This is a genomic window from Desulfogranum japonicum DSM 18378 (genome assembly GCF_000429945.1).
Taxonomy (GTDB): Bacteria; Desulfobacterota; Desulfobulbia; order Desulfobulbales; family Desulfobulbaceae; genus Desulfogranum; species Desulfogranum japonicum.
Window position 1 is genome coordinate 211398 of record NZ_AUCV01000004.1, and the last position, 21187, is coordinate 232584.

Sequence of the window (21187 nt, forward strand, 5' to 3'; positions counted from 1 at the left end):
TCACCAAGGAGACGGATACACATGAAAGCCTCTCCTCTTGGTATCATTGCACCTGACGACACCCAGGCCCTTCCAGCAAGCTGGTGCCATCTGATCTGGGAAGGACCTTAACCTGCACCCCTATCCGTTCCTGCAGCATTGGCACATGGGAAATGACGCCTATTAATTTCCCTGTCCGCTGCAACTCACTGAGGGCCTGCAGCGCCACTTCCAGAGCTTCTTCATCCAGGGACCCAAATCCCTCGTCCAGAAAGAGTGAATCAATACGGATATTCCTGCCAGCCATGGAAGACAGCCCAAGAGACAGCGCCAGGCTGACAATGAAACTCTCGCCACCGCTCAAATTTTTCGTGGAACGTATTTCACCAGCCTGATAACTGTCCATAACCTGGAGATCAAGCAATTGTTCCGCTGAACGTAACAGCAGATACCTGTCATTCATTCGGCGAAGATGCCGGTTGGCATGGTGGATAACCAGATCCAAAGTCATTCCCTGGGCAAACATTCTAAACTTTTTCCCATCTGCTGAGCCAATCAACTGGTGCAGCCTGCCCCATTTGCTCTCCACCTGCTGTTGCAGTTTTACCTGTTCCAGTTGTTTTTTCTGTTTGTCTTTTGCCTGTTCATTCCGCTGCAACTGTTCAGCCAAGGCCCCGACCTGCTGCAAAACTTCCTGCACCTGCCCGGATAATTGCGCCTGTATTACCCGTAGTTCCTCAACCTTCTTCTCTGGCGCATCAGCCTGCTCAAGCCTTTGCAATGCCAATTTTTTTTCCTGAAACAATGTTATGAGCTGATCATGATGCTTTACAAGATTCTGCTTAAGATGAGCCAGACTATCCATTTCTGCTTCAGGAAGCAGGGCTTGAAGAAACAACTCCACAGAAGCAAATCCCTTATTCAGCAACAGATCTGTAAGTTGCTCGTGCAGTTTCTGCTCCTGGTCGATATTTTTTTTCAGAGACGCCCCTGTTGCCAGCACTTTTTCTGCGATCTGCACGCCCAGTTTTTCAATCTGCTGCAATTGTTCCTGAATATTACGAAGCTGTTGCTGCAAAGTCTTTTTCTGTGCAAGTAACTGTTTTTCCTCCGCATCTGGAATCCGTTCGCCGTAAAGTGCCTGCCGTTCCTGCTGGAGCGCCTTGAGCTGAAGCTGTGCTTCGCCCATGGTTGCATCTTTTTTCTCAAGAGCAACCTGCTGATCCGCCAAAGTTGCATGCAACTCATCCAGGGCAGCCGTAACAGCCACCAGCTCGCGCTCTGCAATAAGGTGATTGCCGGAGGCTTCCTGCCACAGCTCTCGACGCTTCTGTAACTGGGCTAAAACAGTGTCCACATTTTCTGGCATAACCTGATCAATTCCAAAGGGCTTCAGCTGTTGCTCCAGGGCTTCCAACAACTGTTGAGCGCCTTTCTTTGCTTCCAGCTTCTGCTGCTCAGTGGTTTCGATACGGTCATCAATCCGTTCCACTGTGTGTTGCGCTTCTTTGAGAGCATTTGCATGCTGATGCAACTGATCAAGTAATCCGGAGAGCTCAGCCTGACATTTTTGGAGCTGCTCTGCTCCACTGTCAATGGCTTTCAACTCCTGCTGCATATGCTGCAAAAGCGCCTGCTTCTCTGCCTGGACATGCATCAGGTCTTCCAGAGTTTCCGGCTTGGTCTCCAGGCCGCAAGAGTCCAATCCGACCACAAGCTGCTGTTGCAGACGATTCAGAGAGGTCTCAAAAGCCGTACCGCGCTGCAGAATATCCTTTTCTGCCTGCTCAAGTCGAGCCCGTTCTTCCCTGATATGGACAATCTCTTCATCCAAACTTTTAAGTTCCTTTTCCAGCAGAAAAAGCTCTTCAGCCTTATCTGCGACTTGTGGCTGTTTTTGCATCCAGGGATGATCAGCGCCGCCACATAATGGACAGGGTTCCCCTGGTTTCAGCCTGGCTCGTGCTTCGCTAAAATCGGCAATGGTTTGACACAGCTGCTGATTAATTCGAAGCTGTTCATGCAAATCTTCCCGGGCAGCCCGATCTTTTTGTCTGGATTCCAGACGTTCCCTGCAGCTCGTCAGTTTTTCCCCAGTAAGCTGCCGGGCTGTTGTGTTTTTTCCCTGCTCCTGGAGCAATTCCTGCTGTTGACCAAACAACCTCCGTGCATCCTCCATTGCCTGCAAAGCGATGCGCAGCTGCTCAATTTCCTCACGTAAGGCCGGGGTTTCCCTGCCGGCAAGCCGTTGCTGCTGTTCCCCATGCATAGTAGCATATTGTTTTTCAAGCTCTGCATGACGCTCCTTGCTTCTAACATGTTGCTCTTTTGCCGTTTCGACTTTGCTGACAGCTTCTTTTCGTTGCTCTCTGGCCTTTTCCAAGGACTGCTTGAGTTCCAGTTGCTGGTTATCCAGAAGTACCAGACGATTCAATTGCCCTGCAATATCCTGCATCTGTTCAACCAGCTGTTCATCTTCCCGATGCTTTTCCAGGTAGGTGGCCGTAAGTTGCTGTTTTTCTTGAAACCCTTTTTGCCTGCAAATGAGTTGCTGTTGTTTTTGCTGCTGTTTTTCGCGCTGTTTGTGCAACTCCTGATATTCCCTGCGCTGCTCTATCAAATGCTTCTCTGCACTGGAAACCTTCACATCAAGGGCACGCACCTGTTTGAGCAATTCCAGTTCCTTTTCAAGGTGCAGTTCAAATTTCTCTACAGCCTGACCTGTTTCCTTCACCTGGTGTTGAAATTTCTCACAGGCCTGCAAATTTTCTTTTTCCTGCTCCTGCAACACGGCAAGGCGTTTTGTTTCTTCCTGCACAGTTTGCCTGATACCCATCCAGGTTTCATACGATCCATGCACTGCAACGGCATTTTTTCCGCTTGCATAGCGAGCTAAATCGTCTGCTGCCTGCTCGCATTTTTCGTGATGTTCTTCAAGTTGACCATGCAACACTGCCAATTCTCGCTGCCTGGCCTCCACCTCTTGCAGGTAAGCAATCTGACGCTCCGCATGTGTCAATTCGTACTGTAAAGATTTCACGTTTGCCTGCAGTTCCTGTTGCCGGCTCTTCATGCTCTCTTCTTCATCAGCAGTCAACAACTCCACCGAATCCAAAGAGGCCAGCAGCATCTCTGTCTGTTTTTTCTCCGCAGTCCAGCGTTCATGCACCTGAACAGATATCTGACTATAGATTTCCGTGCCGGTTATCTGTTCAAGAATTGGGGCTCTTTCCGCAGCATCAGCGTTTAAAAACGCGGCAAAATCACCCTGAGCCAGCAGCATGGAGCGAGTAAACTGGGCAAATTCCAGTCCAGTTATACGTTCGACCAGATTGGCAACCTCTTTCACCTTGGTTTCCAGAACCTTGCCGGTTTCTGCATCAACAATTTCATGTTTATGTTGCTGTAAATCGCCTTCCGGCTTGCGTCGCGCCCTATGCTGACTCCAGTGACAACGATAGCGGCCCTCGCCTGCGAGAAATTCCACCTCGGCAAAGCACTCCCCTGTGGAACGGCTCATTATTTCATTGCTGGACCTGGTAATTTTTCCCAGTCTCGGCGTTGCCCCGAACAGAGCCAGACAGATAGCATCCAGAAGCGTTGTTTTACCAGCTCCGGTAGGGCCGGTTATGGCGAATATGCCATTGGCAAGAAACTCCGGAGCAGTAAAATCAATCTGCCAGTTACCACGCAACGAGTTGAGATTACGAAGATGAAGTGTGAGAATGCGCATGCTTTTATTCGCTCCGACGGTCTTGCATATGCATGGAGGAGAGAATCTCCTGGAAACAATCGCGTAATTCAATACGCTCATCATCACCCAGGTCAACGGATTGCAGACAGCGTTCAAACACCTCGTCCACACTTAAATCATCCAGGGATTGCGCCTCATATTCCTGGGCAAGAGCGGTTTTGAGATGCAGACTGGTCCGAATTCGCAAAAGAGACATATCACTGTCGTCCACGGCATCATACAGCTGCTGCCGAAGAGCGCCTGCCTCCATCACGCCTTGATGACGGATTTCCAGCCATGCTGTACTTCCCTGTTCCTTCAGTTGCGCAATCTCCAGGAGCAATTCAGGCAATTCACCCTTGAGTATATGTAATTCCCTGAAAGCCGGCACCGGCACCTCATGCACCTGAAGCTTTTCCCTGTCACACTCCACCTGCAGCATCACTTTCGCCTTTCGGGCCTCATTAAATCCCATGGGCAAAGGAGCTCCGGAATATCGGATGGTTTCCCCGCCTCCAACACGCTGCGCCAGATGCAAGTGCCCCAGGGCAAAATAAGTCATGCCTTCAGGGAAACGACCTCCAAACGTCTGCTGTAACCCACCAACATACACATCTCGAACACCATCACCATCAACGGTCTTTGCTCCTGTCATAAACAGGTGCCCCATGCCTATCACAGGCAACGGTTTCCCACGTTCCTCTCTGATCTCCATAGCTGCCGCATATACCTGTTGATAATGTCGCTCAATTTCTTTCTCCATTCGGGCAGCCTTCTCTTCCTGGCTTTCTCCTGCCCCAGCAAGACGAATATCGCGATCACGAAGAAACGGCACAGCGCAGACCAAAAGATCATCACCCTGTAGGCCTGGAATATAAACAACCTGATCCCTGGGCTCGGTTGCAGGTGTTCCGGTTACATGAACATCAAATTGCTTGAGCAGGTCTTTAGGCGCTTCCAGCAAGGTTGGAGAGTCATGATTGCCGGCAATGATTACCACAGCCCTGCACGGGCTGTTGGAGATTCTATGGAGAAAACGATAGTACAGTTCCAGGGCGCGGTTCCCCGGCGTGGTGGTGTCAAAAATGTCACCTGCCACCAGGAGCAGTTCAATTTCCTGCTCTGCAATATAGTCGACCAGCCAGTTCAGATAGGCGGCAAATTCATCATACCTGTTGCGTCCATATAAACGATGCCCTAAATGCCAATCTGAAGTGTGCAAAATGCGCATTCTCTACACATCCTTAATTTGAACCCGGAGAGTGGTCATCAGAATACCCCCAAAAATGAAAAGCATCCCCTGAGCATGGAACAACGCAAATTTTTCTCCCAAAAAGATGATGGCAAGAATAGTGCTGAAAACCGGCATGAGATGAACAAAGGGACCAGCCTTATTAGCCCCCACAGTACGTACTGCCCGGTTCCAGAAGAGAAAAGCCATGACAGATGCAAAAATTCCAACGTAAAGAATACTGGCAATATTGCCCGAAGTCAGAGCAACCATTTTGCCCTGACTGATTTCCAGACAATAAAAGGGCAGTATTCCTATGAGACCGATCACCACAATCCCTCCCATATACGAGAAAGGGTGTAAATCTTTAGGCATATTTCTCAAATTGGTGGAATATGATGCCCACATAATTCCCGCAAGCAATACATACATATCGCCTTGATTCCAATCCACATTCAGAAGCGTAGCCAGTTTTCCCTTTGCTATAATCAGCAACACACCGGCAAAAGAGACAAAAACACCTGCAATCTGGCGAAAAGTCAGTGTCTCTCGAAATCCCACCCAGGAAATGACAACAATAAAAATAGGCGTCATGGATGTGAGCAGCACGCCGTTAATGGCTGTTGTTGTCTGCATGGCCAGGTAGATAAGACTGTTAAATCCCGTTACTCCCAATAGCCCCTGGATGATCATATACCGAGAATTTTTGAAAAAAATCTCTTTATCACGACGAAGCTGAGGCAACGTAAAAAGACTCAAAACAATCATAGCAACCACCCACCTCCAAAACGATAAGCCCATGGGCGGAATGGATGCGTGCATGCCGCGGCTGATGACAAAATTACCGGACCAGAACAAGGTGGCCATAACAAGCAGGAAATAAGGCATAAGAAAATCTACAGTCAAAAGTTTGCAGTAATATATGCAGGTTGCCAGAGCTGCTACAGCCTTCCAGATGTAACGCGTTCCAGAAAAATTGAACAGGAAAAAATAGTTTCATTTCAGGTTGGCAAATACGCATAAAGCCGCTGGAGCAAAGATCATGACGAATACTGCTTTGCAGCAGATTGTAGTTGTTATTCTCAACCAATACAGTAAATCTTTCAGAGCAATTCTGCACGACTCAACAGCAAACTCCACAACCGGAGGCTCCCATGTCAGAGACAATATTCGAACCCTTCATGGATCGATTAAGCAGGGATATCCGCAACCAACTCTCAGAATCCCTTATCGATGTGCTCAAGCAGCAATCCCTGCAGCCGGCCGAGCAGGTTGCCAGTTCCTTTGCTTCACGGGCTACAGCTCCCTGTTATCAGGAATACATTGCCTTCAGACTGCAACAATATGCAAAAAGTCTGAAAATCATTACAGATTATCATACGGACCCTCTCTGGCAGGGTTTTGTACTCTGGGATAACGAGTTGTTTTTCGAAGTCCACGAAGTAGTTGAACACGCCTGGTTAAAACAGCAGGGCCAAGAAAAACTCCTGCTCCAGGCCATGGTCAGAGCTGCCGGAGTATATATCAAACTTGAGTACGGTTACCGGGAGGCGGCAGGAAAAATGGCGTCCAAAGCTCTGCCGGTTCTGCGAGATCAACAACAACGTCTTGCGGAGTACATTGATCCCCAGATCCTGATCCAGGCCCTTGAACGCCCTGAAATGCCTGCACCAAAGTTACTCAAACCTGGTGCGCGGAGTCGTTAAAAAACGTTGGTATGAAAATCGTAGCAATCAACGGATCCCACAAGAAAGTGGGTGGAAACACTCAAATCATTTTAGACCATCTTCTGGCAGGGGCTGCGAGCAAGGGAGCTGCTGTTGAAACTATACGCCTCTCCACCTATGATATAAGACCATGCCTGGCTTGCGATGCGTGTCAACGGCTGGAGTTCTATGCGTGTATTCAGGACACTAAGGATGACTTTCTCAAAATACTAGAGACTTTTCGTTCAGCCGATACCATTGTATTCGCAACACCGATCTATGTATTTCACATGTCCAGCAGACTGCGGGTATTCTTTGAGCGCATGTATGGAAGGGGGAAAAGCAACATCAATACCTATTCCAAAACGCATTTATTTTTCCACGATATTGATCATCAAACCCTGTCCAAGCCGTTTGTTTCCGTCATCACTGCCTCCAATACAGAGGACCTGACAACACAGAGCACAGAACTTTTTTTCAAAACATACTCGGCTTTCATGGATGCCCCTCAGGTAGGGTCCATAGTAAGAAATGGATGGGCACTTTTGCATAAAGAGATTCAAAAAGAACCCAACAAAAAACTGGCAAAAATCCTTGCTGATGTTCATTTTGCAGGACGACAATTGGCAACTGACGGCTTTATCTCCCGTAAAATCGAAAAACGAATTCGAGCTAACGTGCTGCCAATACCCAAAACAGTATTCAACATACTGAAGCGGTTCCCTCATACCAGAAAGAAAATACTGGAAAAATCAAAACAGAGAACCTCGATCAAGCCCTCTTCTTTAGTATAAACAAAAAGTTGCAGATCCCGTGAATGGTTACTTTTTGTGGATGTGCTTATGGAATATACACTCTGATAACAAACCAAAACTGAAAATTAAACAATATGCCGGACTCCATACCACTCACTTAAACCTTGCATCAAAGCATGATTGATGGTAATTACCTGCCATCCAAATCTAGTTTGATCATGAGCGCACCCGTAGCTCAGCTGGATAGAGCATCGGACTTCGAATCCGAGAGTCGGGGGTTCGAATCCCTCCGGGTGTGCCAATCATTTCAGATATTTAGGCTAATTCATCAGCCCGTTTGTTGAAATGAAAATTGACATAAATTGGCACATTTTTCGCCTATATTTTTCAAGCTCCTACGCATGGAAAATATAGGCGTTTTTTTTGCGGGTCTTTTTTTATTTTGCAGGGGAGTCGCCCAGCTGGAAAAATCTCAAGGTTTTGTTCTTATTGATAAAAAAATGAAAAATATATTGTTCATCTGCAGTCAAAATAAATTGAGAAGCCCTACAGCAGAAACAATATTTTCTGACAAAGAAGGTTTTGATGTTTTGTCGGCTGGTCTAAATAACGATGCAGAAATTCCGTTGACTAAAGAGCTCGTAGAATGGGCAGAAACTATCTTCGTTATGGAGAAATCGCAAAAAAATAAACTGCAAAAAAAGTTTAGGAAAAGTCTCAACAAGCAAAGAGTAATCTGCTTGGACATACCAGATGATTATGAGTATATGCAACCTGAACTAGTTACTATCTTTAACAGTAAGCTAGACAACTTCTTCAAAATAAAATAAAAAAAAACGATAGCAAGCGAATCAACCGAGCTCACTGAAGCTCGCCGGCTATCATAGCGTTCTTTTTCGCTAAGGTCGTGCTGATTTCCCGAATCATACTGTGGCACCTGCTGCCGCCGTCCTTCATTGACAATCTTTATCAAATAGCAAATACGGGCAGGCTGGCTTTACCTTGCAGTTGTTATATATCTGTTTAATCGAGAAGTTGTTGGCTGGTCTATGGGTGAGCGCATTGACCGGCACCTGGTAATCAATGCACCCCGGATGGCTATTTGGAGAAAGTAGCCGGATGACCTGCAGGCTCAAATTATTCGAAGCTTTTACGCACAGATAGTCGATGGACTATCTTACAAAAATGACGAAAGAATTGCATCGGCAAAACAGCATGTTGCCCAGAAGGACCTCTTCTAACTGATAAACTCCTGTCTGAGTTGTGCCCGGAAAAATGACAAACACAAATCAATTCTATGCAGGGCTTACGCCTTTGTATCACCTCATTTATCCGGATTGGGATAAAAGCATTCAGTACCAAGGCAGAATGCTTGAAACTGTAATACATGAAATTGTGGATGATAACGCCTCATCTGTTCTCGATGTTTCTTGCGGCATCGGTACGCAAGCTCTTGCCCTATCCAGCAGGGGGTATCATGTACCTGCGTCCGACCTTTCGCCTCAGGAGGTCGAGCGGGCAAAGCAGGAAGCAACCTTACGCGGTTTATGCATTGTTTTCTCAGTGGCGACATGCGTCATGCATTCAACCATCACGTCCCCGGATTAGAACGTAATTTTTCACTACACGATCGCAGCATTTACCGTATTTTCTGAACCTTGGCTTTATCATGTATAGCTGACTTACCCGGAGACTCAGCCTTGTATGCTGTTTCTGGGCGTCGGTCCATAGTTGCGGAGTCTCGCACCTCCCTTACCTGCACTCCAGCTTCTTTCAGACATCCCCTCACGAGACTACCCTTGCCTTCGGCTAGTATTTATGCTTCTGTAATTTCATAGAAACAAGGTTCACATACAGGGGCCTTACCCCCCATAAAATTACGCCCATGCCGGGCGTACCGCGAGTCCGTCAACGGGACGCCCTTTCGTACAACGTTGCGTAAGGATAAAGATTATGCCATGCAAAGGAAAAATCATGGGTTTTCTGAAAAGATCTAAACTAACACATTTGACTATTGTCCTAATTTTGTTGCTATTATCTCCAAAAGTACAGGCAACAAATAAGATGTTATTATTTCTCCCTGCCATTATGTCGCATGGTTATGCATCGTATACAATATCTCAATTCAACAACAACGGTTCCATCGAGTATCGATTTTTTTGTGAAGATCATCATTTCATGACCCTTGTGGATAATAATGGCACACTCATCCTACGCCCACACCCTGGTGTAGATATCAATGGATGGGGTTCATCCTGGTATGCACAACCTTTTCTTCCAGGTGCGGTTCTCAAACACTCTGTTATCAGATCTCTAGAAGTGCAAAAGGGAAAAGGAATTCATCTTGTCGCTACAGGAAATGTATCGCGCGGTACATCGTCCTCATATGGCTCCTGGGATATGACCTTAGACTTCTCGTACAGTAAAGCGGCAAAAAAAATTAAAGGGTCGGGAATCTACTCAATCCATCTGGCTGGCCTTCTTTCAGCGGCAGGGGGTGACTTAAATCTTTATAAAATAGCCAGCAATTATCTTGATGACGTTCCCCTGCTTTCAGGCAATACCGGGGATACCGGTGATATGAAATGGGTGGAAATCGCCCATGGTATGGCAACTGAACCTTTTGCTTTTTCTCCGTGGGTTCCTCCCGACAATCCTGGCTTTTTCCCCAGTGATAGAACAAATCAATTGATGGTGAATGTCATTGGCAACTGTAACGATATAGATTCAGCAGCTCAGGGCTATGCAGCCATTACCCCTGCATTCAAACCCAGCATCAAAGTGGTTCTCGCATCCCATGATGCCGAAACCGGCATTCGTTATGGCTCCATCTATAACCTGGACAAAAGAAAAGATTTCTGGGAGGATAATGTCGGCATCACGCCAATTATTCTTCAAAGCTCGACCGCTACTTCATTTTCTTTTGATGTTCAGCTTGAATCTTCTGCGTTGTCCGGTGACGGCAGTGTGCCGTGTCCATAAAAATTGTAAGAAAAACTCCAACAAGAACATTCTGCGGTCAAGCCGCAGCTATTTATGCAGTGAAAAAATACATATGAGATGAGGGTCGCGGAAAATAATAAATATCCAAAAATTGCGTAGGATATCGGTTTGGTAATGTTATCGCGCAATGGTTCCATACTGGCCGTATTGAACCATTAACGCGACAACATTACCGAGTTGAGAGACAAGCAAGATTGGATTATTTATTCTTTTCGTGACCCTTAATTGCTGTTACAGATATATGAAATCATCGACATAATCCATCCATATAATAGCAATAAGATCCATTTTACAAAGAAGAAGAAGCATATAGATCTTTCCACTTTCAGCCTGGCTTAGGCATGACCCAATACGCTGCGGCAGCCTGCTTGAAAAAACCTCAGCTCCCCTTTAACCAGTTACAAATACAGGGGAGTTTTCAGATTGAATCACTTCCCCTATGACTCATTACATTTTGTAAACAATTACAGACATGATTATAGAGTGTTAGCATGGCCTGCCCCTATGCCCCTGCGAGCAACATCTCCGTAAAAATGTATAAGAAACCTGAAATCGATGTGAACGTCCACCATATTACAGGTGTTTGTTTTTTTATAAAGACCCGTGCTATACTCAACATAGTAATCACTTATCATTACGGCGTGGAAGCAACAAGTCACAACAAACAAGCCAATGTAAATACAAGAGAAACGTGATGCGAACCAAGGCGATTGGATTCATGACAGGAGTTTGTTTTCTTGCGATACTCTTTACACCTTTTGTCTTCGCAAAGAGTACCCCGAAATTAAACGATGGAAAAAAGTGGCGCATTGCTTACTACGAGGGTGGGCCGTATTCCGATTATACTGAGGAGATGAGGACGCTGGTTCATGGCCTGATTGATTTAGGTTGGCTCCCTGATATCGATCCACCGGAATATCATAAAGAGATGCCTAAACCTTATATTGAATGGCTACATACAATCAAAAGTCCTTATCTATCATTTAAGCCAGAAAATTGTTATTCCGCCAATTGGGACAAGCAGCTTCGCTTAACGTGTAGAAATGAATTATTAAAAAAGCTCAAGAACTCTGAAATCGACCTGGTGATTGCAATGGGAACCTGGGCCGGTATTGACCTGGCAAACAATGAACATAAGGTTCCCGTTCTCGTCTTATCCACGTCCGATCCGATAGAAGCCGGTATCATAAGAAGTGCGGAGGATTCTGGGCTTGATCATGTTACCGCACGGGTTGATCCGAACCGGTATCTTCGACAGTTAAGAATGTTTCACAGAATTGCGGGTTTTTCTACCCTGGGCATTGCCTTTGAAGACACTCCTGACGGAAGAACCTATTCGGCAATGGACGAAGTACAAACCATTGCCAAAGAAATGAACTTTAAAATCAGAACCTGCAAGGTTTTTGATACAACCCCCGATACTCAAAAATCTGACCGCTCCTGTTTAGCGTGTTATCGTGAGCTTTCGGAAAACGTTGACGCAGTATATGTAACCGGCTTGACGTGTGTTGACAGAAAGGCAAAAGAAATTGCAGATATTTTTATAAGCAAACGTATCCCATCATTTTCTATGGTAGGTTCAAAGTTTGTCAAAGAGGGCATGTTATTCAGTATCTCAAGTGATTCTGGCTATGCCGCAAAGGGAAAATACAATGCCAATAAAATTGGTGAAATTTTAAATGGCACAACACCAAGAGTTTTAAATCAGATATGCGAGGATCCTTTAGAAATAGCCGTCAATATCAAAACAGCCCAAAAGATACATTTCAGCATACCCGGAGGTATATTAAAGATCGCAGCGGAAATATATGGAGAATAGCTAATGAGAAGATGGAAAGGCTATACGATAATAGGGGTTGTATGCTTATTTTACTGGGTACTGGATAGTATCTGGTCGTATCTGTCTTTTGAAAACAATTTAAAAAATTTAATTTTCAGTGAACCTTCCTCCTATCTTGACACATTTCTTTTAAGAGTTCCTCCATATCAGACTGTTTCCCGGATTATGGTTGTTTTTCTCTTTATATCCCTTGGCATTCTTATCTTCGAGTTCATAAAAAAACAGAAAGAAAGCGAAAAACGCTATCGTTCCTTATTTGAATTCATGGAAGAAGGATTTATACGAGCGGCTACCGATGGCAACATAACGATGGCGAACATGGCAATCGCCAAAATGTGCGGTTTTACATCGCCAAAGGAGCTTATCGGTCGCAACATAGCAGCAATGTATGCCGACCCCAATAGCAGAGAAGAATTGATTCATACGCTTCGAGAAAAAGGCGTCCTGTATGATCGTGATATTTTGCTCAGAAGAAGGGATGGTACGCAATTCTGGTCGTCGAGTACTATAAAAATCATTCACGATGAACATGGTACAACCATGGGAACCGAAGGTTTAGTTCGTGATATAAGCGATCGCAAGCATGCCGAACAGCGTATTGAGCATTTAAATCGTGTATTACGTTCAATCCGGACCATCAATCAATTAATCGTCCGTGAACGGGATCCAGAGACCCTGATCCACGAAGGATGCCGTTTATTGGTTGATAATCGAGGGTACGCTTCTGCCCTGATTTTTCTTACAGACGAAAAGGATAGAATCGTCACCTGGGCGGGTTCCGGCCCAATATGCTCCCCTGACAAAATCGATGCAATGCTTCGACGCCGGGAAGCCCCCCCTTGCTGCGCCCTAAGCAGAAGTGCCAATGGGGTCGTAGTGATTGATTCTCTGCAGGATCTTTGCGGCAGTTGTCCAATTGCCGGTGAATCCCAACAACCGACCTCGTTGTGTATAAGGTTGGCCCATGACGCCAATACCTTCGGTTATCTCATTGCGGTCATCGACGACGATATCGAGGTGGAGGCGGAAGAGCTCGATCTGTTTACCGAAATGGCAGGAGACCTTGCCTATGCCTTGAACTTTATTCGGCTGGGAACAGACCATAAAATCTTGGAGCGCAAACGTAAAACTCTTGAGCAGCAGTTGTTCCAGGCACAGAAGATGGAATCGGTGGGCAGATTGGCCGGTGGGGTAGCCCACGATTACAATAATATGCTGAGCATTATCATCGGCTATGCAGAATCCTCCCTCGACAGTCTTGACCCTGAAGATCCTCTATATGACGACATCACAGAGATTTTAGATGCCGGCAAACGTTCGGCCGATATCACCCGGCAATTACTTGCTTTTGCACGCGAGCAGACAACCGCACCCAAAGTGCTCCAATTAAATGACACCATAGAGAATATGCTTAAAATGCTGCGACGATTAATCGGGGAAGACATTGATCTTGCCTGGCGGCCCGGATCAAAAGTATGGCCCGTTAAAATTGACCCCTCCCAGATTGATCAAATTCTGGCAAACCTCTGCGTCAACTCCCGAGATGCCATAAATGGCGTAGGACAAATCACCATTGAAACAAAGAATGTCAGCTTCGACGAGGAATACTGTGCCGATCATGCGGGGTTTATTCCCGGCGATTATATAATGCTTGCTGTCAGTGATAACGGCAGCGGCATGGATCCCGAGACCCTGGAAAAAGTTTTTGAACCATTTTTCACCACCAAAGAACTTCACCAGGGAACCGGGCTGGGGCTTTCCACCGTTTACGGTATTGTCAAACAGAATAACGGCTTCATCAACGTTTACAGTGAACCGGAAAAAGGCACGACGATCAAAAGCTATCTGCTCAGATATACAGGAGAACCTATTACAATAAGTCATGGTAGTGACCAGAAAATCCCCTTGAGCAAGGGTGAGACCATTTTGTTGGTTGAAGATGATAAGTCTATCCTGAAACTCGGTGAAAGAATGCTCAATAGCTTAGGATATAAAGTGCTGCCAGCATCTACCCCAAGTGAGGCAATCAGGCTCGCTGAAAAGCATTCTAATGAAATTAATCTTCTGATTACAGATGTCGTTATGCCGGAAATGAATGGCCGTGAGCTTTCCGAGCAACTGGAACGGCAATACTCTCATCTTAGAACACTTTTCATGTCCGGATACACAGCTAATGTCATTGCTCACCGGGGCGTATTGGATGATGGTGTTATCTTTTTATCTAAACCATTATCTAAAAAGGAACTGGCTGCAAAAATAAGAGAAGCAATGAATAGGTAATGTAACTGATCACAGGTGCTTCAGATTTGGGCAAGCGCTATTTTCCGCAGGTGAGCTACCGGCGGGAGACTACATGATCAGTTACAAGGTAATAGGTGAGGTAATAAGATATAGCTTTGTAAGTCCCCCTAACTTTCTCGTAAATTCCTTTCCTTTTGTTGTCAACATCGAGTAACCTTTTTTCAATCGTCCTTTCAAGCAATTTTGGGTTCTCCCAGGTGTTGCTCAACACACTCGAGGGGGTACCCCCTTTCTCACCTACATTTCTATCTATTTTCGGACAAATGCGTCCATTAGCGGTCATTAAAATGGATCTGCGCTACATCATGTAGGAAATACTTTTATCCCTTCTTTTATGCATGATATACTCCGGGGAAGGCGTTGCAAGACAGTAACTTTTCAGATTCACACGCACTCAATTTAAAAAGATTATGAATACATTGACAATTAAGAGAAAACTCATTTTGGCATTTGCGCTGGTTACGTTAATCCCCATTTGCATCCTTTCCCTATTTTTACTTAGCAACATCAAAAAGAATGCGTTGGATTCTTTTATATCATCTACCAACCGAGAACTGCAGCAGATTGACAGAGGTTTTACCTTTTTTATGCAAGGGGTAGAAAGCGCAGTAAAATCAGCAGCCAACACCCCCCTGGTCAGACGTGCGGATGACACAATCCCTAATTATGTAACAACCACAACAAAAACAACTATCACAGCTCAGCAGGCAGGTAAATACGCTGTTGAGCTGGCTGATTTTTTGAAAATCATTCAAGACGCAGATGATGCATATCTTGAAGTATACATGGGGACAAAATACGGCGGATTTGCCTCATCAGCACCTAGTGAAATGCCGGCCGGCTATGATCCGAGAAAACGCGGATGGTATCAAGGCTCTTTTGACTCACGTCAGTTAATGATAACACCAGCTTACATGAGTGTGACAACACAAACAGCCGTGGTTGGTGTCGTCACTCCGATAAACGACATGCAAAACGATCCTCTTGGGGTTATAGGGATAGATGTTTCTCTCAAGGGCATGACAGATCTTATAGATGAGGTGAAGATTGGAAAAACCGGTTTCGTTGTTTTGGTTCAGTCTGATGGAACAATTTTAGCGAACCCCAATCTGCCTGAAGTTAATTTCAAAAAAATGAATAACTTGAAAATTCCTGCGTATACAACTCTTGATAGCATGGATAGCGGTTCCATTGAATTAGAATTGGATAATACGAAATATATAGCTACTATCCACAGTTCACAGAGTCTTGGATATAAATTTATTGGCCTTATTACAAAATCTGAAGTAATGGAGAAGGCTAACACACTTACCAAAATATTATTTGCTATAGCCACTTTCCTATTAGTTATTTTTTGTATCATGGGACTTTTCCTAGCGAATAGCGTTACTCGTCCAATTAGAAAAGCAGCGAATATGTTACAAGATATTGCTGAAGGCGAAGGAGACCTGACTAAACGTCTTCATGTTAGCTCCCAAGATGAACTTGGTGAACTCGCAAAGTGGTTCAATTCATTCATAGAAAAGCTTCAAGAAATTGTCAAAAAAATTGCCTCTAGTTCTGGCAACGTCGATTCAAGCTCTCATTTTTTATCAACAATTTCTGACAATCTCTTAGAAAATGCAAAAAACACCTCTAATCGAGCTACAAAAGTTGCGGCTGCGGCTCACGAAATGAGTTCAAACCTTCACAACGTTGCCGCAGCAATGGAACAGTCATCTACCAATGCGAATATGGTTGCAGCTGCTGCTGAAGAAATGCATACCACTATCAATGAAATCGCTGAGAACGCAGAACGTGCACGTGGCGTTTCCATGGATGCGGTCAAACAGGCGCAAGAAGCATCTCGCTACATGGGTGAACTAGGAAGCGCAGCAGATAAAATAGGTAAAGTAACTGAAGCCATAACAGAGATTTCTGAACAAACTAACCTGCTTGCACTCAATGCAACGATTGAGGCTGCTCGTGCTGGAGAGGCTGGAAAAGGGTTTGCGGTTGTTGCGAATGAAATTAAAGAGTTGGCCAAACAAACGGCAGAAGCAACCCTAGAGATCAAAACACTCATTGAAGATGTTCAACGAACTACCAAGCAAACAGGAGCGGAAATTGTCAAAATTTCTGATGTCATAGGCGGAGTCCATGATACGGTCGGCTCAATTGCAACAGCAGTGGAAGAACAAACATCTGCGACAAGCGAAATTGCTGAAAACATTTCCCAAGCGAGCCAGGGAATCCAAGAAGTAAATGAAAATGTGAGCCAAAGCTCTATCATGGCAGCTGATATTACCGGAGAAATATCTGAGATTTCAGTTGCATCTCAAAGCATTTCTGAAAGCAGCAGAGAAGTTGGCAAAAATGCTCAAGAGCTTTTAAGTAACTCAAACCAGCTCAACGAAATAGTGGGAACCTTTAAGGTGTAACATTCCTGCAATACGTTAGCGCAAACGCAATACAGACAGGGAGAGCTGTTTCCGGGGATGTTTTAACCGTTCATGTGCACAATAGATCAGCAGAAGAGTTGTTTCTCTGGACATTAAATAGTTGTTGCTTATATTAAAACATCCCCTCCCTTACTTATTGAAATAGTCGTAACTGGTCACAGCGCACCGGATCTTTCCGCGATCAGCCTGGTTTACGTATGGGGTAATACGCTGCGCCAACCTGATTGCGAAAACCTCAGGCGCTCTGTTAGCAGTTACAAATACAGGAGAGTTACAAGGTTTAGTCACTGTCCCTATGAGTAGTCACTAAAGACCAACTAGTGTTCATCTGATGGAATTAATAATAGGAAATAACGCTGATATTATTGCTAAATCTCAAGCTATACGGCATAAGGTGTTTGTAATCGAACAAGGCATCCCTTTAGAATTAGACCTCGATGGTTTGGATGAAAATTGCTGTCACGCATTAGTGACCGTGGGTGACCTGCCCATTGCAACAGCGCGACTTTTCACAGCCGACGGGAAGCATGCGATAATGGCCAGGGTAGCCGTAGCTCAAGAATATAGACATTCAGGAATTGCAACCAAAGTTGTAAAGGCATTGATTACCCATGCCGCAGAGACAAATGTGGTTTCCATAGAAATACATGCTCATGAATATTTGCGCGAGTATTATGAAAGATTTGGCTTTGAGTTTGTCCAAGAAGTGGAAATTGTTGGTGGCCACCAACTGATAGAAATGCATTATCCGCTCAAACGACTCTAACCTTTTAGCAATGTATTTGGCATTCATTTATACCGAAAAGGTCATATCAGGATTCCAGACCGGTGGCGACCTAGCTGTGTTACTACAGCTGTCGTCATTGATTTGCAATACAGGGGTTTTGAAGCTGTTTCAATCCTGAATATTTTCATCCAGAAGAAGGCCGCCGAGATACTCAACGTTGCCAGCCGGGTTACCACAAAGAATAAAAAATGTAGATTGCACAATGCCAAACCGGAGTATATTGGACACCGTTCTCGTCATTGATATTGAAACAACTGGCTTCTTAAACCAGGAGGCGGCCATAGTTGAGGTCGGGATTGTTGGGCTTCACCTGGAAAATGGCCAAAGAGAAATCCTCTTTGACTCTGTATGTCGTGAATCCCACCTGACAGCAAAGCACAGAACCTACCCGATGGGCTGGATATTTGAAAATTCATCACTCACCGTTGAAGAAGTGAGAACAGCTCCCCTTCTCGATGATATCTTGCCAAAGATTCAACACATTATTTCAGCTCACCCGGCAGGTGCAACAGCATATAATCGCAGTTTTGACTTCGATTTTCTGGAAAGCAGAGGGGTTAGATTCGGAACAAAACTCCCCTGCCCCATGGTTTTATCTACTCCCATTTGCCAACTACCTGCTCGACATGCAGGTCACGGCCGCTATAAATGGCCAAAAGTGACTGAAGTGTGGGAACATTTCTTCCCAGATCAGCCGTATGTTGAGCTGCATCGAGCAGCAGATGACGCGTATCATGAGGCATTAATTGTTTGGGAGCTGTATAAATGCGGTGTATTTGCTGTCACATGATATCACTCATACTACGCAGAATCGTAAAATCCCGTGTACGTAAATTATATCAACGCGGAATGACTGCTTTTCGTAACAATCGTTGCGGCCCATCCTCTTTGTCCTATGACAATCAAACAGAGCAATACAAACAACCATCACACGAATAGATGCCCGATACAATTGAAATAACATCTGAAAAGGACAGGTTAGACATTGATTATGTACATAGCATACTTACAACACTTTACTGGGAGGCATTCCAAGAAAAATAGTGGAAAACTCAATAAACAATTCTTTATGCTTCGGGGTTTACAAAAATAAACAGCAAATTGGCTTCGCGCGGGTAATCACCGATTACACAATATTTACCTATTTAGCTGATGTATTCATTGACCCGAAAGAACAGCATAAAGGGTTTGCCAAAAGATTAATCGGTGAAATTATAAATTACGAACAATTACAAACAGTTAGACGTTGGCATCTTTGCACCATGGATGCTCATGGGCTATATGAAAAATTTGGTTTCTCAACTCCAAAAGATTGCAACAAACACATGGAGCGCACAACAGCACCAAACTATAAGCACATACTGCGATAAGTCTCAACGTTTATAGCCCCTGTCTTGTTCCCCTGCGTCTCTCTTGTGCTATTTATCACCAAAAGCTTGACTCTCCATAAGATGAACGAGTTGTAATACCATTCTCCACAGATAAAATTGTTCCACAATTTCAAGCTGTCCATACCAGAACAAAGAACGACACCACCACAAAAACTCTATATTTTCAAATAGTTGACACACTACTGCAGTTGTATTATATACAGCAAACGAATTGTACTTCCTCATTCGCAAAGCATACCAGAGATATAAAATGAGAAATCATTCTCCCAACTATCGCAAATCCCTGTATTACGTGTTTCTCCTGGTGATTGCATCATCAGTCCCTTTCTTTTCTCTTGCCCAGGCAGGCCAGTTGACATGGCAGACTTCAAAACAGGCGGCAATGAGCCTGGCTGCCCAACAGGGAAAGCTAGTGCTACTGTTGGCTGGGCGCAGTGCGTGCAGTTACACCACGTACATGCAATATACGGTATGCGAGTTGACATCACCGCCAATACTCAGCACTATAGAACAAAACTATATCCCCTGGTACGATGATGTTGACACCTCCGATGAATGGCGCACCTATGCATCCGGCCTGGGAACGTTTTACTTGCCTCTGATCTGTGTCATTGACCCGGCAGACAGCGATAATTACCTGGATAGAAGCACAGGAATCCAGGATATAAACGCTTTTTATGCCCGGTTACAGTCCCACATACAAGAGGAGGAGCCCACATCTCCTGAAGATGACAGTACAAATGAACAGGCTATAATTCCAGCCATTCCTTTATTATTATTATAAGCAGAGCAGCATAAATTCAGCGGCTATCTTGTATCTACTCTCAATATGCTCATGAGAAATCTGGCCTTAATCACAGAAAGGCAGCACCTGGCTATTGACACAATTTTTCAGTGTGGTATATAGAGTCCTCGCAACGCGGGGTGGAGCAGCACGGTAGCTCGTCGGGCTCATAACCCGAAGGTCATAGGTTCAAATCCTATCCCCGCTACCACGCATATTCAAGGACTTACAGCTTATTATTGTAAGTCCTTTTTTTGTGCTTGGTACGTGTTTGGTACGAGCTTAATTATTTTTGCCTTTGGCGTTACTCTTTTTCCTGCGCAATAACGCCTGTCTCGAAACTTGCTGTAAAAGCAGTGCCATCATTCCTTGTTCTCTTTTTTATCCAGCCATAATATCTGGTGTATATCATCTGAAGAGAACTATGCCCCATCATTTGCTGAACCCAACCCACGTCCTCGCCGGAATCTATCGCAATAGTGGCAAAGGTGTGCCTTGTCTGTATCATTGGCCGATAATTAAGTTCAGCTTTTTTCAAGGCTGGTATCCAGACATGGTTACGAATGTGGTCAGTCTCCATTAACCCAAGTTCGTGACGCTGGATCACAATTTATCGTAAATACAGACATTTACCGGTTCAGCATGTGCCGTTATGGCACTACTTTTTTTCTTATTCTGTGAGCAGTTACTTTTTATTCATATTGTTGTCTTCACCTGCTTACCTGGTAGATTTTGCACTCCAAGAGCTGACAAAATTTCCTGTTGGGATGCATCCGGGCGGCTACTTTTTCTCACGTGCACTGTACTGCCGTTCTTACACTTCATTGAAATTGTCATTCTGCACTGGGTAGAAAGAATCTGACGTATGCTTGCCCAGTTAAGCATAACGACATAATTATTTATAAAAAGCATTGACATTAGCTTTCCAGCTTGTAAATTTGCAATAAAATCAAACTGGAGCAAAATATGCTAGGAGTTAGTTTATCTAAAGAACAAGAGAATGAGCTTCATTCATTTAGGAAGCAGGCTTCTTCAAAGGACTCAGAAAAAGCACTGATAATTTTACTGAGCAATGATGGCAAAACAGTACCAGAAATAGCCCAGATCTTAAAACGAAATCCGCATACTATTCGTGACTGGCTTAAAAGATACATGGCAAAAGGGATCAAGGGATTAAACAGAAACTTTTCTCCAGGTAGACCTCCAACCGTCCGTACCAAAATCAAAAATCACATA

General features: G+C 44.7%; 17 protein-coding genes, 2 tRNA genes and 1 pseudogene. 16 read left to right on the forward strand and 4 right to left on the reverse strand.

Annotation, left to right across the window (positions count from 1 at the left end; genetic code table 11):
* Window positions 1–43 precede the first annotated feature (43 nt).
* From G493_RS0105455 to G493_RS0105465, 3 genes are read right to left on the reverse strand one after another with little or no spacing between them, the layout of a single operon-like run.
* Complete coding sequence (locus G493_RS0105455; RefSeq protein ID WP_028579568.1) at window positions 44–3712, reverse strand: AAA family ATPase; 3669 nt, start codon at window positions 3710–3712, stop codon at window positions 44–46.
* Between the two features lie 4 nt (window positions 3713–3716).
* The gene (locus G493_RS0105460; protein WP_028579569.1) at window positions 3717–4943 is read right to left on the reverse strand and encodes an exonuclease SbcCD subunit D C-terminal domain-containing protein; all 1227 of its coding nucleotides are present in this window, start codon (window positions 4941–4943) and stop codon (window positions 3717–3719) included.
* 3 nt (window positions 4944–4946) lie between these two features.
* Window positions 4947–5831, reverse strand: coding sequence for a DMT family transporter (locus G493_RS0105465; protein WP_028579570.1), 885 nt, complete (start codon window positions 5829–5831; stop codon window positions 4947–4949).
* 266 nt (window positions 5832–6097) lie between these two features.
* Between G493_RS0105465 and G493_RS0105470 the strand changes: the two genes are divergently transcribed.
* The 15 genes and pseudogenes from G493_RS0105470 (at window position 6098) to G493_RS0105545 (ending at window position 20162) form a co-directional block, all read left to right on the forward strand.
* Complete coding sequence (locus G493_RS0105470; protein ID WP_028579571.1) at window positions 6098–6649, forward strand: DUF309 domain-containing protein; 552 nt, start codon at window positions 6098–6100, stop codon at window positions 6647–6649.
* An 11-nt stretch (window positions 6650–6660) separates the two neighbouring features.
* Complete coding sequence (locus G493_RS31835; protein ID WP_051309030.1) at window positions 6661–7443, forward strand: flavodoxin family protein; 783 nt, start codon at window positions 6661–6663, stop codon at window positions 7441–7443.
* Between the two features lie 185 nt (window positions 7444–7628).
* Window positions 7629–7705, forward strand: a tRNA-Arg gene (locus tag G493_RS0105480).
* A 199-nt stretch (window positions 7706–7904) separates the two neighbouring features.
* Window positions 7905–8234: a low molecular weight protein tyrosine phosphatase family protein gene (locus tag G493_RS0105485; RefSeq protein WP_028579572.1), complete on the forward strand. Its 330-nt coding sequence runs from the start codon at window positions 7905–7907 to the stop codon at window positions 8232–8234.
* A 159-nt stretch (window positions 8235–8393) separates the two neighbouring features.
* Window positions 8394–8516: pseudogene (locus G493_RS34295) on the forward strand (IS3 family transposase); the annotation flags it as partial.
* Between the two features lie 163 nt (window positions 8517–8679).
* Entirely contained in the window at window positions 8680–9012 is a 333-nt protein-coding gene (locus G493_RS27935; RefSeq protein ID WP_051309031.1) for a methyltransferase domain-containing protein, read from the forward strand.
* A 456-nt stretch (window positions 9013–9468) separates the two neighbouring features.
* Complete coding sequence (locus G493_RS0105495; protein WP_153306436.1) at window positions 9469–10386, forward strand: hypothetical protein; 918 nt, start codon at window positions 9469–9471, stop codon at window positions 10384–10386.
* 715 nt (window positions 10387–11101) lie between these two features.
* Window positions 11102–12226, forward strand: coding sequence for an ABC transporter substrate-binding protein (locus G493_RS27940; protein WP_051309032.1), 1125 nt, complete (start codon window positions 11102–11104; stop codon window positions 12224–12226).
* Window positions 12227–12229: 3 nt separating this feature from the next.
* A complete protein-coding gene (locus G493_RS31840; protein ID WP_051309033.1) occupies window positions 12230–14527 on the forward strand; it encodes a PAS domain S-box protein in 2298 nt (765 codons plus the stop codon).
* Between the two features lie 431 nt (window positions 14528–14958).
* Complete coding sequence (locus G493_RS27950; protein ID WP_051309034.1) at window positions 14959–16968, forward strand: methyl-accepting chemotaxis protein; 2010 nt, start codon at window positions 14959–14961, stop codon at window positions 16966–16968.
* Window positions 16969–17320: 352 nt separating this feature from the next.
* A complete protein-coding gene (locus G493_RS0105525) occupies window positions 17321–17755 on the forward strand; it encodes a GNAT family N-acetyltransferase (RefSeq protein WP_028579576.1) in 435 nt (144 codons plus the stop codon).
* Between the two features lie 223 nt (window positions 17756–17978).
* Window positions 17979–18566: a 3'-5' exonuclease gene (locus G493_RS0105530; protein ID WP_028579577.1), complete on the forward strand. Its 588-nt coding sequence runs from the start codon at window positions 17979–17981 to the stop codon at window positions 18564–18566.
* 253 nt (window positions 18567–18819) lie between these two features.
* Window positions 18820–19146: a GNAT family N-acetyltransferase gene (locus G493_RS27955; RefSeq protein WP_051309035.1), complete on the forward strand. Its 327-nt coding sequence runs from the start codon at window positions 18820–18822 to the stop codon at window positions 19144–19146.
* Window positions 19147–19417: 271 nt separating this feature from the next.
* Complete coding sequence (locus G493_RS0105540; protein WP_028579578.1) at window positions 19418–19951, forward strand: thioredoxin domain-containing protein; 534 nt, start codon at window positions 19418–19420, stop codon at window positions 19949–19951.
* Window positions 19952–20085: 134 nt separating this feature from the next.
* Window positions 20086–20162, forward strand: a tRNA-Met gene (locus G493_RS0105545).
* A gap of 93 nt (window positions 20163–20255) precedes the next feature.
* Here the strand turns inward: G493_RS0105545 and G493_RS0105550 are convergent.
* Window positions 20256–20558, reverse strand: coding sequence for a tyrosine-type recombinase/integrase (locus G493_RS0105550; RefSeq protein ID WP_153306437.1), 303 nt, complete (start codon window positions 20556–20558; stop codon window positions 20256–20258).
* A gap of 359 nt (window positions 20559–20917) precedes the next feature.
* Here G493_RS0105550 and G493_RS0105560 point away from each other — a divergent pair.
* Window positions 20918–21187 (forward strand): helix-turn-helix domain-containing protein (locus tag G493_RS0105560; protein WP_028579581.1); only part of this gene is annotated, 270 nt, incomplete at its 3' end.